This window comes from Microbacterium sp. IEGM 1404, assembly GCF_030056775.1.
Lineage (GTDB): Bacteria > Actinomycetota > Actinomycetes > Actinomycetales > Microbacteriaceae > Microbacterium.
The window spans coordinates 407367-420606 of sequence record NZ_JASHKP010000004.1 but is presented as its reverse complement, the minus strand read 5'-3'; the positions used below and the strand labels follow the sequence as shown (position 1 = coordinate 420606).

Below are 13240 nucleotides of genomic sequence, written 5' to 3'. Positions count from 1 at the left end.
GTCGTTCCTAACGCCCCCGGGCAAACGGCGGGTGAATCCGCTCAGCGGAGCGGCCGGGCAAGGAGCGCGTCGACCAGGCACAGCGTGCGGGTGGTGCGGTCCTGGTCGATGGAGACGTCGGCCCCGCGCACGGCGTCACGGAGGCGCTCGACCTCGCCGATCATCGGGTTCCCGGGGGCGGCGACCTCGACGGTCTCGGGCTCTCCTCCGCGCGGCGTGAGGACCAGCCGTCGCGGCGCATCGATGGCGTCGATGGAGAGAGAGGCCTCCTCGCCCTGGATTTCGCTCGGCAGGGACGTGTCGGTGATCTTCGACCAGGCCACGTCGGCGAGGAATCCGTCGTACTCGGCGATCGCGCTGCCGAGCCCGTCCGTACCCGAGGCGATCCCCACGCGCGCTCCCACGATGTCGCGGGGATCGCCGAAGAGGAGCACGAGCGCGTGCAGGGGGTAGACGCCGAGATCGCGCAGGGCGCTGCCCCCGAGCGCAGGGTCGAAGATGTTCGTCGGCTCGCCGGCCAGCACGTGGTCGTACCGCGCGGAGCGCTTCTCGTACCGGAACGAGACCCGGCGGATCCGGCCGAGCCGCGGCAGGAGCTCCTGGATCGTCCGGATGCCGGGGTCGTAGGCCGTGCGCATCGCCTCGAGCAGCACGACCGCCCGTTCGCGGGCGAGCTCGACGAGCTCCTCCCACTCCTCCGCCGTGAGGGCCGCAGGCTTCTCGACGAGCACCGGGATGCCGGCATCCACCGCCGCCCGCACCTGCTCGGCGTGCACGGCGTTGGGGCTCGCGATGTACACGGCGTCGCTGTCACCGGCGTCGAGCAGCCCCGCGAGGCCGTCGGCGACGCCCGGCGCCCCGACGCGTTCGGCGAAATCCCGCCCCCGGGCGAGGTCACGGGAGGCCACCCGCCCGAGCTCGACGCCGTCGACGGCGTGCACGGCCCGCGCCAGCTGCTCGGAGATGGAACTCGTGCCGACGATGCCGATGCGGATCATCCCCTCATCATCCCGTGTCCTCACCCGCGCGAGCATCCGGGGATCGCGCAATCCGTCCCGCTAGGATCGCCCTGATCGTGGGGACGATCGTCGCAACCCGGGGGAAGATTCGATGGTCACGCGCGCGCAACGACGCCGCCTCACTTCGCGGCGGGTCCGCCTGCGCCGCACGATCGTCGCGGTCGTGGCCGTCGCCCTCATCGCGGGCGGCGTGTCCCTGTTCGCGGTGCTGCGCGGGTCGACCGGCCTGCCCGTGGCGGAGACCCCGCCGACGCCGAGCCCGACGTCCACTCCGACACCCACCCCCACCCCGACGCCGCTCACGGCCGCGCAGCAGCTCCTGTCCACGACGACCGACCCGCGTGCGTGCGCGGTGTCGTTCGCGGGCGAGGGCATCGCTCTCGACCCGCAACTGCAGACGCAGGACCTGCGCTTCGACAAGCTCCCGATCCCCCGGGCCGAGGGTCGCGTCTTCGCCGGCTGGTACGCCAGCGCCGCCGACGCGGCCGCCCTGACGCTCCCGGCGCGGGTGAACGGGGCCGACCTCGTCGCGTGCACCGGCCGCGAGAAGACGTTGTACGCCGCGTGGACGACACCCGAGGCGAATACGGCGGAGGACGCCGGCATCCCGATCCTGATGTACCACCAGTTCACGCGGAATCCCGAGGGCGAGGACAACTGGCTGCGCGCGAACTACATCTACATCGGCGACTTCGATGCGCAGATGGCCTACATCCAGCAGTCCGGTTTCTACCTGCCGACGTGGGACGAGCTGAGCGCCTTCATCGACGGGGCCCTGTTCCTGCCGAAGCACTCGGTCATCATCACCGACGACGACGCCGACAGCACGTGGCTCGAACAGGCGGCCCCGGTCGTCGACGGGCGCAACCTGCTCACCACGTCGTTCGTCATCACCTCGGCCCGCACCGAGGGGACGCCCAACCGCTTCGTCCTGCAGCGCTCGCACACGCACGACATGCACCGCGCCGGCGCGAACGGCAAGGGTCGCATGGTGAACGACGACGCCGACACCATCGCCGCCGATCTGGAGCAGTCCGCAGCGATCCTCGGCGCGAAGGAAGTGGTGGCCTACCCCTTCGGGCACTACGACGAGACGACCAAGGAAGGCGTCCGCCGTGCCGGATTCGAGCTCGGCCGCACCATCGAGCACGGGTACGTGCACGTCGGGACGGACAAGCTCGCGCTCCCCGTCATCCGGATGAACTACGGCATGACGGTGGACGATCTGAGGGATGCCATCGGCTGACGGCGCGCCGTGGCACCGCTCCCGGGGATGCACGCCCCGCTAGCTCTCAGCTAAATGATCCACAATGCTCATTTGGGCACGCGTCGGCCGTTCTACGCTGTGTACTTCCGGCTTCACCGAAACGCGAGTATCCATGGACCTTTCCGTCATCGTTCCGACCTTCAATGAGGGTCCGAACGTCGCCGAACTCGTCCGTCGAACGACGGCTGCGGTTCCGGGTCGTTCGGTCGAGATCATCTTCGTGGACGATTCGACCGATGACACCCCGGACGTGATCCGTGCCGTCGCCGCCGAGGCTGCGGTTCCGGTGCGGTTGCTGCACCGCGACGAGCCCGTGGGGGGTCTGGGGGGTGCGGTGGTCGATGGCATCCGGGCCGCGCAGTCCGATTTCTGTGTCGTGATGGACGGTGACCTGCAGCACCCGCCGGAGGTCATCGCCGAGCTCCTCGCCCGCGCCGAGGTCGGCGACGCCGATGTCGTCGTGGCGTCCCGGTACATCGCGGGTGGGACGTCCGAGGGGCTGGCCAACGCGGTGCGCACGCTGGTCTCGCGGGGATCGACGATGCTGACCAAGGCGATGTTCCCCCGGAAGCTGCACAACTGCTCCGACCCGATGACGGGGTTCTTCCTCGTCGATCGTCGCGCGTTGGATGTCGAGGGGCTGCGCCCGCGCGGGTTCAAGATCCTTCTGGAGATCCTCGCCCGCAAGCAGATGCGGGTGGCCGAGGTGCCGTTCTCGTTCGCTGCGCGCTTCGCGGGGGAATCGAAGGCGTCGTTCAGTCAGGGCCTGCGGTTCCTGACCCAGCTCACGATGCTGCGGTTCGGGCGGATGTCCGCGTTCGCGGTCGTGGGCGGGATCGGTGCGGTCGCGAACCTCCTCATCACGTGGGCGCTGACGGGCCTGGGGGTGCAGTACCTGATCGCGTCGGTCATCGCGAGCGTGCTCACCATCGTCGGCAACTTCCTCGCCCTGGAATACCTGGTGTTCGCCGACATGCGCGCCGAGTCCGGGCTGATGCGCCACCGGTTCCTGAAGTCGTTCACCTTCAACGGCATCGAAGCGCTCGTGCGGATCCCGCTGCTGTGGCTGCTGGTCAGCGCCGCGCACCTGCACGTGGTCATCGCCACCGCCCTCACGCTGATCGCGGCGTTCGTGGTCCGGTTCGTGTACCACGCGCTGGTCGTCTACGCCCCCAAGCGCAGCCGCCTCGCGCAGATGCCCCTGCCCGAGACCCTCGAAGACGAACTCGCCGCCTGACCCCACCCGCGACCAGGCAACCCCCGGTCGGCGTACGCTGGAAGCATGTCCGACGCATCCATCCGCATGTTCGGCGCCGACTGGTGCCGTGACTGCATCCGCACGAAGAAGCAGCTCGACGACCTCGGTGTCGCCTACGAGTACGTCGACCTCGTGGCCGACCCCTCGGCGGCCGACGTGGCCAAGGAGATCTCGGGCCGCACGAACATCCCCGTCGTGGTCTACCCCGACGCCTCGCACCACGTCGAGCCCTCCAACGCCGACGTCGAGGCCAAGCTCCGCGAGCTGTCGCTGATCTGACCCCGCCCGATGCTCACCGCCGCGTGGCCGGTTCGCCGACACGCGACCGGTGAGACCGGAACGGCCCTTCCCGCGTTCGTCGACCACCACGTGCACGCGCACCTGGTCGATCTGCACGCGTTGCCGGCGCGCGGTATCGCCGGAGTCCTCGACCTCGGTGGCGACCCGGTCGCCCTCGCGCGGATCGCGCGGGGTCTTCCGCACGTCGCCTTCGCGGGCGCCTTCCTCACCGTCCCGGGCGGATACCCCGGCGGACGGTCCTGGGCGCCGGATGCCATCGTGCACACGGTCTCGAACGTCTCGCCCCATCCCGGAGAACCCGGCGGTGCCCGCACCGCCGTGGACGCGCAGGCCGACGCCGGTGCCTCGGTCATCAAAGTCGCCCTGAACGCCGACGCGGGCCCCGTGCCGTCGGACGAGGTCCTCACCGCGATCCTCGCCGCCGCGCGGGAACGCGGCCTGCCGGTCGTCGCGCATGCGCAGGGCGCCGGCCAGGTCGAGCGGGCGATCGACGTCGGCGTCGAGGCCCTCGCCCACGCACCCTTCGACGGCGCGCCGTCCCGACGGCTGCTCGCGCGCGCCGCGGACAGCGGCCAGGTGTGGATCTCGACCCTCGACATCCACCGCGGCGACGCACGCACCCGAGCGGTGCACCACCTGCGCGCGTTCGCCGCGCGCGGCGGCCGCGTCCTCTACGGCACCGACCTCGGCAACGGCCCGCTCCCTCTCGGCGTCAACCGCCGCGAGCTCCTCGCACTGCAGGACGCGGGCGTGCGCGGTGACGCCCTCGTGGCATCCCTCAGCGATCCGTGGCCCGCCCGCTCCGGCCCCGACGGCGTCCGCACGTTCGTCGCCGGCCCCGCCCCCGCCGACCCCGACGACATCGCGACGTGGTTGTCGCACGCGATCGTCGTCCCGACCGAGGAGCTCAGCCGTGTCGACTGAACCGTTCGCCGCCGAGGCCGAGGCCCTGGACCAGGCCGATCCGCTGGCGGCGCACCGCGACGCCTTCGTCGGAGCCGAGACGTCCCTGGTCTACTTCGACGGCAACTCCCTCGGGAGGCCGCCGCGCGCCACCGCGAGTCGACTCGCCGAATTCGTGACGGCCGAGTGGGGCGGTCGCCTCATCCGCGGATGGGACGAGTCGTGGATGGACCTGCCGTTCCGGATCGGCGACAGGCTCGGGCGCCTGACCCTCGGCGCGGCGACGGGGCAGACGATCATCGGCGACTCCACGACGGTCCTGCTCTACAAGCTGCTGCGGGCCGCGCTCTCCGAGCGTTCGGCGACCGACCCGGAACGCGTCGAGATCGTCGTCGGGCGGGACGACTTCCCCACCGACCGGTATCTCGTGGAGGGGATCGCCGCCGAGCGCGGCGCGCGGGTCGTGTGGATCGAGGTCGACACCGCCCGCGGGGTGGATGCCGACCGGCTCCGCGCCGCGGTGGGCCCGCGGACCGCCGTCGTCCTGCTCAGCCACGTCTCCTACCGCTCCGGGTATCTCGCGGATGCCGAGGAACTCACCCGCATCGGCCACGACGCCGGCGCGCTCGTGCTGTGGGACCTCTGCCATTCCGCGGGTTCCGTCCCGGTCGCGCTCGACGCGTGGGGCGTCGACCTCGCGGTCGGCTGCACCTACAAGTACCTGAACGGCGGCCCCGGAGCACCCGCCTTCGCCTACGTCGCGGCTCGGCATCAGGGGATGCTCACCCAGCCGATCCAGGGGTGGATGGGCGCGGCCGACGTCTTCGCGATGGGACCGGAATACCGCCCGGCCGACGGTATGCGACGGTTCCTGTCGGGCACCCCGCCGGTCCTCGCGATGCTGGCGATGCAGGACACGCTGGATCTCATCGACGACGCCGGCATCGAGGCGATCCGCGCGAAATCCGTGGCCCTGACCGAGTTCGCGCTGCGGGTGGGCGATGGCATCCTGAGCCCGCTCGGAGTGACCCTGGCCTCGCCGCGCGACCCCTCGGAGCGCGGCGGGCACCTGACGCTGTCGCACCCGGCGATGCGGGCGGTCACGGCACGACTGTGGCAGCAGGACGTCATCCCCGACTACCGCGACCCGCACGGACTGCGGATCGGACTGGCCCCGCTCTCGACGAGCTTCACCGAAACCCTCACGGGACTCATGGCCGTCGCCGAGGCGGTCCGCACCGAGAGCTGAGGCGCGACGTCGTCATCGACAAGGTGGCGGCGCTAGCCTCGGAGCGTGGTCGACCCCCTCCTCATCATCGTCGGCGGGATCGTGGTGATCTCCCTCGTCACCGTGATCGCGCCGCGATTCAACGTCGCCGGTCCCCTGGTCCTCATGGCCATCGGGCTCGGGGTGAGCCTGCTGCCGTTCGTGCCGGCGTTCGCCGTCCCGCCCGAGGTGATCCTCATCGGCGTGCTCCCCCCGCTGCTCTATTCCGCGGCCGTGCAGCTCCCGGCGATCGAGTTCCGCCGCGATTTCGCACCCATCGCCGGGCTGTCGGTGCTGCTGGTCGTGCTGAGCGCGCTCGGACTCGGCCTGTTCTTCTCGGCGGTCATCCCCGGCATGGGGCTCGCGCTCGGCGTGGCGCTGGGCGCGATCCTGAGCCCGACGGATGCCGTGGCCACCTCCATCGCCAAGCGCCTGGGCATCGCTCCGCGCGTGGTCACGCTGCTCGAGGGCGAGAGCCTGCTGAACGACGCGACCGCGCTCGTGCTCCTGCGCACGGCGGTGGCGGCCGTGGCATCCGGATTCGCGTTCGCCGATGCCGTCGCGAACTTCGCCTGGGGCGTACTGCTGGCGCTCGCGCTGGGGGCGCTCGTCGGGTGGGGCAATCTGCGGATCCGCGAGCGGGTGACCAATCCGGCGGCCAACACGGCGCTGAGCTTCACCGTTCCGTTCATCGCGTACCTGCCGACCGAACACCTCGGCGGCTCGGGACTCGTCGCCGCCGTGGTCGCGGGCATCGTCACGGGTCAGGGCGCCGCCCGGCGCTTCACCCCGGAGCAGCGTGTCAGCGACCGCGTCAACTGGCGCACCATCGAGCTCATCCTCGAGGGCGGCGTCTTCCTCGTCTTCGGCCTGGAGCTGAAGGACATCGTCGGCGCCAACCTCCGGGAGCACGAGGGGCTCTGGTACGGCACGTGGCTCGCGCTCTCGGCGCTCGGCATCGCCCTCGGCGTGAGAGCGCTGTACGTCGCCGGTCTGATCTGGCTGCAGGGCCGGAGGAGCCGCGGGCACTCCCGGTACCGCGAGCGCGCCGAACGCATCGGGGAACGGGTCGACCAGCTGCACGAGGCCTATCGCTCCGACCCCGAGACGTTCGGCCGCCGCGGAACGGATCCCGAGCGCGCCGAACGCCGATTCTCGTGGATGCGCCGACGGCTCGCCCGCACCACGGCCGACCTCGACTACTACCGCGACAGCCCCCTCGGTTGGCGCCACGGCGTCATCGTCGTATGGGCGGGGATGCGCGGCGTCGTCACCCTCGCCGCCGCGCAGACCCTGCCCAGCGAGGGCGTGTCGGACCGCCCGCTGCTCATCTTCGTCGCCTTCCTCGTGGCCCTGTTCAGCCTGCTGCTGCAGGGACTGACGCTGACGGCCGTCGTCCGCGCCGTCGGACTGTCGGAGGGCGGCGGAGAAGGACCCACGCGCGAAGAACAGCACGCCCTGGATGCCGAGCTGCGACAGGCCGCGGTCGCCGCGGTCACGTCGGGCACCCTCGCCCGCCGCAACGGCGAGGCGTTCCCCGCGGATCTCATCGAGCAGGCCGGAGCGCGGCTGACCCGCCCGCCGGACGACGACGTCACCACGCGGGCGCGCGACCTGCTGGAGCTGCGGCTCGCCTCGATCGACGCGATGCGCCAGGAACTGAACCGCATCAGCCACGACGGGCGGTACAGCACGGCGGCGCTCCGTCACGCGCTGGCCGAACTCGACGCCGACCAGTTGAGCCTCGAGCTGCGCATCGACGGCGACGACTAGGGGTCCCGCCGTCCGCGGGCGGCCAGGACGGGCGCGCGACGAGACGGTTGCGAGCCGCGGCGTGCGGCACAATGGACGTGGAGGTGCCCATGAGCGATCCGATCCCGACGCCGACGTCACCGGCGGACGCCACGAGCGCCGCCGTCCCCGTCGCGCACACCGCAGCCGACTGCCCGCAGTGCTTCACCGAGATGCAGGGCGACGGCGCGTGGTGGCGGGCTCGTCCCGCCGGGTCGCGCCTGGTCGGACTCGTCGTCTCGCGCGACGGCCTTCCCTCCGTCGTGCAGCAGCGCGACGATCTGACCCGGTTCGGCGTGCCCATCGAGGGGTTCCGCCACCCGGCGCCCGAGACCCTCGAGGACTGGGCGGCCCGCCTCGATCGCTTCTTCGGCACGCTGACCCGCGGCGACGTCCTGGTCGTCACGACCCTCGAGGCGCTCGGGGTGTCGCGCGCCGACGCCTCGCGCGCCGTGGCGGAGCTGCGTCAGCGCGGGGTCATCGTGAAGGTGCTCGCCCACGGCGACCGCCACCTGCACACCGCCACGGTGACTCCCCCGGCCTGAGCGTCGCCGCCGCGGCGCCCGCCCGCGGGCCGTCCCGCCGGCGTTCGAGGGCGTCGGTCAGGATCCGACGTAGCGCGCGAGGTGCTCGCCCGTGAGGGTGGACCGACCGGCCACGAGGTCGGCGGGAACCCCCTCGAACACGATCGATCCGCCATCACGTCCGGCACCCGGGCCGATGTCGATGATCCAGTCGGCATGCGCCATGACCGCCTGGTGATGCTCGATCACGACGACGGTGTTGCCGGCATCCACGAGGGAATCCAGGAGGGCCAGCAGGGTCTCGACGTCGGCGAGGTGCAGGCCCGTCGTCGGTTCGTCGAGCACGTACACGGCCCCCTTCTTGGCCATCGAGATCGCCAGCTTCAGGCGCTGGCGCTCACCGCCGGACAGGGTGTTGAGCGACTGCCCGAGCGTGATGTACCCGAGCCCCACATCGACCAGCCGGCCCAGCACCGCGACCGCCGGCCCGGTGGTGAGGAACGCGGATGCCTCGGCGATCGACATCTGCAGCACCTCGGCGATGTTCCTGCCGTCGAGGGTGTACTCGAGAACCTCGTCCGCGAAGCCCGTGCCGCCGCAGAGTTCGCAGGCCGTCTCGACCGTGGACTGGAAGCCGAGCTGGGTGACGATCACGCCCAGCCCGTTGCACGCGGGACACGCGCCCTCGGAGTTCGCGCTGAACAGCGCCGGCTTGACGCCGTTCGCCTTCGCGAAGGCCGCGCGCACGGCGTCGAGGATGCCGGTGTAGGTCGCGGGGCTGCTTCGCCGGGAGCCCTTGATGGGCGACTGGTCGACGACGACGACGTCGTCGAACGCCGGAAGATTGCCGTGGATGAGAGACGACTTGCCCGAACCGGCGACCCCGGTCACGACGGTCAGGATGCCGAGCGGGACGTCGACGTCGACGTTCTTGAGGTTGTGCTGGGTCGCTCCGCGGATCGGCAGCGCGCCGGTGCGCTCCCGGACCGAAGGCTTCAGTCGCGCGCGGTGATCGAGGAAGCGGCCGGTCAGCGTGTCGGAACCGCGGAGTCCGGCGACATCGCCCTCGTACTGGATCGCCCCGCCGTCGCGACCGGCGCGGGGACCGAGGTCGACGACGTGGTCGGCGATCTCGATGACCTCGGGCTTGTGCTCGACGACGAGCACGGTGTTGCCCTTGTCGCGCAGCTGGCGCAGGGTGTCGTTCATCCGCTGGATGTCGTGCGGGTGCAGCCCCGCCGTCGGCTCGTCGAAGACGTACGTGATGTCGGTCAGGCTCGAGCCGAGGTGACGGATCATCTTCGTGCGCTGCGCCTCGCCTCCCGAGAGCGTGCCGCTCGCGCGGTCGAGGGAGAGGTATCCGAGCCCGATGTGGACGAAGGCATCGAGCGTGTCGCGGAGACCGTCGACGATGGGGGCGACGGACGGGTCATCGATGGTGCGCACCCAGGCGGCGAGGTCGGTGATCTGCATCGCCGCGGCATCCGCGATGTTGATCCCGTCGATGCGCGACGAGCGAGCCCCCTCGTTGAGCCGCGTACCGCCGCACGCGGGGCACGGCACGAACGTGACGGCGCGGTCGACGAAGGCGCGGATGTGCGGCTGCAGCCCGTCGCGGTCCTTCTGCAGCATGCTCTTCGTGATCTTCGGGACGAGACCCTCGTAGGTCATGTTCGAGCTGGCGATCCGCACCTTCCGCTGCTCGCCGTAGAGGAAGGTCTGCCGCTGCTCCGGGGTGAAGTCGCGCACGGGGGTGTCACCGTCGAAGAAGCCCGCCTCCGCGAAGATCCGCACCATCCAGCCGTCGGCGGTGTAGCCGGGCACGAGGATCGCGCCGTCGTTGAGCGAGAGCGACTCGTCGACGAGCTGCGAGACGTCGATGTCGCTCACCTGTCCGAGCCCCTCGCAGTCCGGACACATGCCGCCGGTGATCTCGAACGACCGCCGCTCCCTCTGCCCCTTTCGGGCTCCGGTCGCGATCGTCACGGCTCCCGCGCCGGAGAGGGACGGGACGTTGAAGGAGAACGCCTGCGACGACCCGACGTGGGGCTGCCCGAGCCGGCTGAAGAGCACACGCAGCATCGCGTGCACGTCGGTCGCGGTGCCGACGGTCGAGCGGGAGTTGGGCGCCATTCGCTCCTGGTCGACGCGGATCGTCGCGCTGAGGTTCTCGAGCGCATCGACCTCGGGCCGCGCGGGCTGCCCCATGAACTGCTGGACGAACGTCGGGTAGGTGTCGTTGATCAACCGCTGCGACTCGGCGGCGATCGTGCCGAACACCAGCGACGACTTGCCCGAACCGCTCACGCCCGTGAACACCGTCAGGCGCCGCTTCGGCACGTCGACGTCGATGTTCTTGAGGTTGTTCTCGCGCGCACCGCGCACGCGGATGACGCCGTGGGCGTCGGCGGGGGCATCGGGCATGGCGGCCTCCTCGGCTGGGTCGCCCCTCAGTGTGCCCGAGGCCTCCGACATGCGCGACCGTGCGACGGCGCCCGCGTGCCCGCAGGAACGACGTCGCCCCCGCGGACGGATCCGCGGGGGCGACGAGAAGGAGGGGGTCAGCCCTGGGCGCGACGGTTGGTGCGGGCGCTGCGCCCGACGACCATGCCCGTCGTGGGGGCACCGGATGCCGACCGCCCGGCGCTCTGCGTACGACCGGCGTTGCCACCCGTGCGGGCGTTGCCGCCGGCACCCTGGCCGCGACCGGCACCCGAACGCTGGCCCTGACGGGCGGGCTGCGCGGCGTCTCCCGTGGAAGCGGCCTGACCGGCACCGCGACCGCGGCGACGACGACCCTCACCGGGAGCGGACACGCGGGGAGCGGCGTCCGAGGACCCCTGGCCGCGGGCCGCGCGCTTGCGCTGGGCGTTGGCGCCCTGCGAGCGTCCGCCGCCCTGGGGCTGCGCGACGACCGGCTCGGGCTTGACGTACGGCGCGACCTCGCCGACGAGCGCGACGACCTCGGGCGAGGCCGAGGTGACCGGCTGCGGGGTGACGTCGATCTTGGCCTTGCGCAAGATGTCGAGGGTGTCGCGACGCTGCTCGGGCAGCATGATCGTCACGACGTCGCCGGCCGAACCCGCGCGCGCCGTACGACCGGAGCGGTGCAGGTACGCCTTGTGCTCGACGGGCGGGTCGACGTGGACGACGAGCTCGACGCCGTCGACGTGCACACCGCGGGCGGCGACGTCGGTGGCGACGAGGACCTTCGCCCGGCCGTCGCCGAACGCCGCGAGGTTGCGGTCACGGGCCGGCTGCGACAGGTTGCCGTGCAGGTCGACCGACGGGATGCCGGCGGCCGTGAGCGCCTTCGCGAGCTTCTTGGCCTGGTGCTTGGTGCGCATGAAGAGGATGCGGCGAGCCGTGCCGGACGCGAGGGTCTCGACGAGCTTCTTCTTGGCATCCGCGTCCGCCGGGACGAACACGTGGTGCGTCATCGCGGCGACGTGCGAGTGGGCCTCGTCGACGGAGTGGAGGACCTCGTTGCGGAGGAAGCGCTTCACGAGCTTGTCCACGCCGTTGTCGAGCGTGGCCGAGAAGAGGAGGCGCTGTCCGTCGGCGGGCGTGCGCGCCAGCAGACGAGTGACGCCGGGGAGGAAGCCGAGGTCGGCCATGTGGTCGGCCTCGTCGAGGACGGTGATCTCGACCGCGTCGAGGCTCGCGAAGCCCTGACCGATGAGGTCTTCGAGACGGCCGGGGCAGGCGACGAGGATATCGACGCCGGCGTTCAGAGCGTCGACCTGACGCTTCTGGTTCACGCCGCCGTAGACGGTCGTGGTCGTGAGGTCGTACGCCGCGGCGAGGGGCTTGATGACCTCGTCGATCTGGTTGGCGAGCTCACGGGTGGGGGCGAGCACGAGCGCGCGGGGCTTGCGCCCGCGCCGGCGGTCGCTCTTCGCGGCCAGACGCGCCACGAGGGGCAGCGAGAAGGCGAGGGTCTTGCCGGAGCCGGTCTTGCCGCGGCCGAGCACGTCGCGGCCGGCGAGGGTGTCGGGCAGGGTGTCGGCCTGGATCGGGAACGGCTCGTTCTTGCCCTGCTCGGCGAGCACGGCGATCAGCGGCGCGGGCACGCCGAGGTCGGTGAAGTTCTGGGACGTCATGAAGTCTCCTGCCGGCGCGCACGCACGCACGGCGGTTCGGGATGCCGCGATGCTGCGGCTGCAATGGGCGAAGGCGCCGGGTGGCGCATCCGTTCGCCGTGAAGGTCAAAGGCCCGCGGGAAGGGGGCCGGTGCGTTCGACGACGCTGGGAGCGAGAGCTCCGGCCACCAGTCTAGCGGGTGCGGTCAACCCGCCGCTCGCCAGCAGCCCGCGACGTGATCGTCGACCATTCCCGAGGACTGCATCAACGCGTACATGGTGGTGGGTCCGACGAAGCGGAACCCGCGGCGCCGCAGCTCTTTGCTCATCGCCTCGGACTCGGGCGTCACGGCCGGAACCTCGGCGAACGATGACGGAGGCGTGTGCGCGGCGGGAGCGAACGACCACAGCAGGGCGTCGAGCTCGCCCGTGTCCATGCCGGCGACGAGGGCGGCGTTGCCGATCACGGCCTCGATCTTGCCGCGGTGGCGGATGATCCCGGCATCCTGAAGCAGGCGATCGACGTCGTCGGGCCCGAACGCGGCGACGGTGGACGGTTCGAACCCGTGGAACACCTCGCGGAACCGCGGGCGTTTGCGCAGGATCGTGATCCACGACAGACCCGCCTGGAAGCCCTCGAGGCTCATCTTCTCGAACAGCGGCCGGTCGCCGCGCAACTCGGTGCCCCACTCCTCGTCGTGGTAGCGCCGGTACTCGGTGTCGTCGCCGGCCCACGCGCACCGGGCGACGCCGTCGGCGTCGATGATGAGGTCGCTCATGCTCTCAGCGTAGGCCGGGGGTCGGACACGGGCCGGGCGCAAGCCCTGGC

Annotated in this window: 11 protein-coding genes; 7 read left to right on the top strand and 4 right to left on the bottom strand. The window is 71.4% G+C overall.

Annotation, left to right across the window (positions count from 1 at the left end):
- Positions 1 to 41: 41 nt before the first annotated feature.
- On the bottom strand, positions 42 to 998 hold the full coding sequence (locus QM517_RS16345; RefSeq protein ID WP_283288968.1) for a Gfo/Idh/MocA family protein: 957 nt from the start codon (positions 996 to 998) through the stop codon (positions 42 to 44).
- A 112-nt stretch (positions 999 to 1110) separates the two neighbouring features.
- Between QM517_RS16345 and QM517_RS16340 the strand changes: the two genes are divergently transcribed.
- The 7 genes from QM517_RS16340 (at position 1111) to QM517_RS16310 (ending at position 8350) form a co-directional block, all read left to right on the top strand.
- Positions 1111 to 2265 (top strand): polysaccharide deacetylase family protein, encoded by a 1155-nt coding sequence (locus QM517_RS16340; protein WP_283288966.1) that lies wholly within the window; start codon positions 1111 to 1113, stop codon positions 2263 to 2265.
- Between the two features lie 133 nt (positions 2266 to 2398).
- Positions 2399 to 3523 carry a glycosyltransferase gene (locus QM517_RS16335; protein WP_077050815.1) on the top strand — a complete coding sequence of 375 codons (1125 nt, stop codon included), beginning with the start codon at positions 2399 to 2401 and terminating at the stop codon, positions 3521 to 3523.
- Between the two features lie 45 nt (positions 3524 to 3568).
- Positions 3569 to 3823 carry a glutaredoxin family protein gene (locus QM517_RS16330; protein ID WP_077050816.1) on the top strand — a complete coding sequence of 85 codons (255 nt, stop codon included), beginning with the start codon at positions 3569 to 3571 and terminating at the stop codon, positions 3821 to 3823.
- A 9-nt stretch (positions 3824 to 3832) separates the two neighbouring features.
- Positions 3833 to 4768: a hypothetical protein gene (locus QM517_RS16325; protein ID WP_283288963.1), complete on the top strand. Its 936-nt coding sequence runs from the start codon at positions 3833 to 3835 to the stop codon at positions 4766 to 4768.
- A complete protein-coding gene (locus QM517_RS16320) occupies positions 4758 to 5996 on the top strand; it encodes a kynureninase (protein WP_283288961.1) in 1239 nt (412 codons plus the stop codon). Before QM517_RS16325 ends, QM517_RS16320 begins: the two co-directional genes overlap by 11 nt.
- 45 nt (positions 5997 to 6041) lie before the next feature.
- Positions 6042 to 7787: a cation:proton antiporter domain-containing protein gene (locus QM517_RS18740; RefSeq protein ID WP_077050819.1), complete on the top strand. Its 1746-nt coding sequence runs from the start codon at positions 6042 to 6044 to the stop codon at positions 7785 to 7787.
- An 89-nt stretch (positions 7788 to 7876) separates the two neighbouring features.
- The gene (locus QM517_RS16310; protein WP_077051355.1) at positions 7877 to 8350 is read left to right on the top strand and encodes a dehydrogenase; all 474 of its coding nucleotides are present in this window, start codon (positions 7877 to 7879) and stop codon (positions 8348 to 8350) included.
- A 57-nt stretch (positions 8351 to 8407) separates the two neighbouring features.
- Here QM517_RS16310 and QM517_RS16305 read toward each other — a convergent pair whose 3' ends face one another.
- The 3 genes from QM517_RS16305 to QM517_RS16295 form a co-directional block, all read right to left on the bottom strand.
- The gene (locus QM517_RS16305; protein ID WP_283288959.1) at positions 8408 to 10753 is read right to left on the bottom strand and encodes an excinuclease ABC subunit UvrA; all 2346 of its coding nucleotides are present in this window, start codon (positions 10751 to 10753) and stop codon (positions 8408 to 8410) included.
- A gap of 137 nt (positions 10754 to 10890) precedes the next feature.
- Positions 10891 to 12432 carry a DEAD/DEAH box helicase gene (locus QM517_RS16300; RefSeq protein WP_077050821.1) on the bottom strand — a complete coding sequence of 514 codons (1542 nt, stop codon included), beginning with the start codon at positions 12430 to 12432 and terminating at the stop codon, positions 10891 to 10893.
- A gap of 185 nt (positions 12433 to 12617) precedes the next feature.
- On the bottom strand, positions 12618 to 13190 hold the full coding sequence (locus QM517_RS16295) for a DNA-3-methyladenine glycosylase I (protein WP_283288957.1): 573 nt from the start codon (positions 13188 to 13190) through the stop codon (positions 12618 to 12620).
- Between the last annotated feature and the right edge of the window lie 50 nt (positions 13191 to 13240).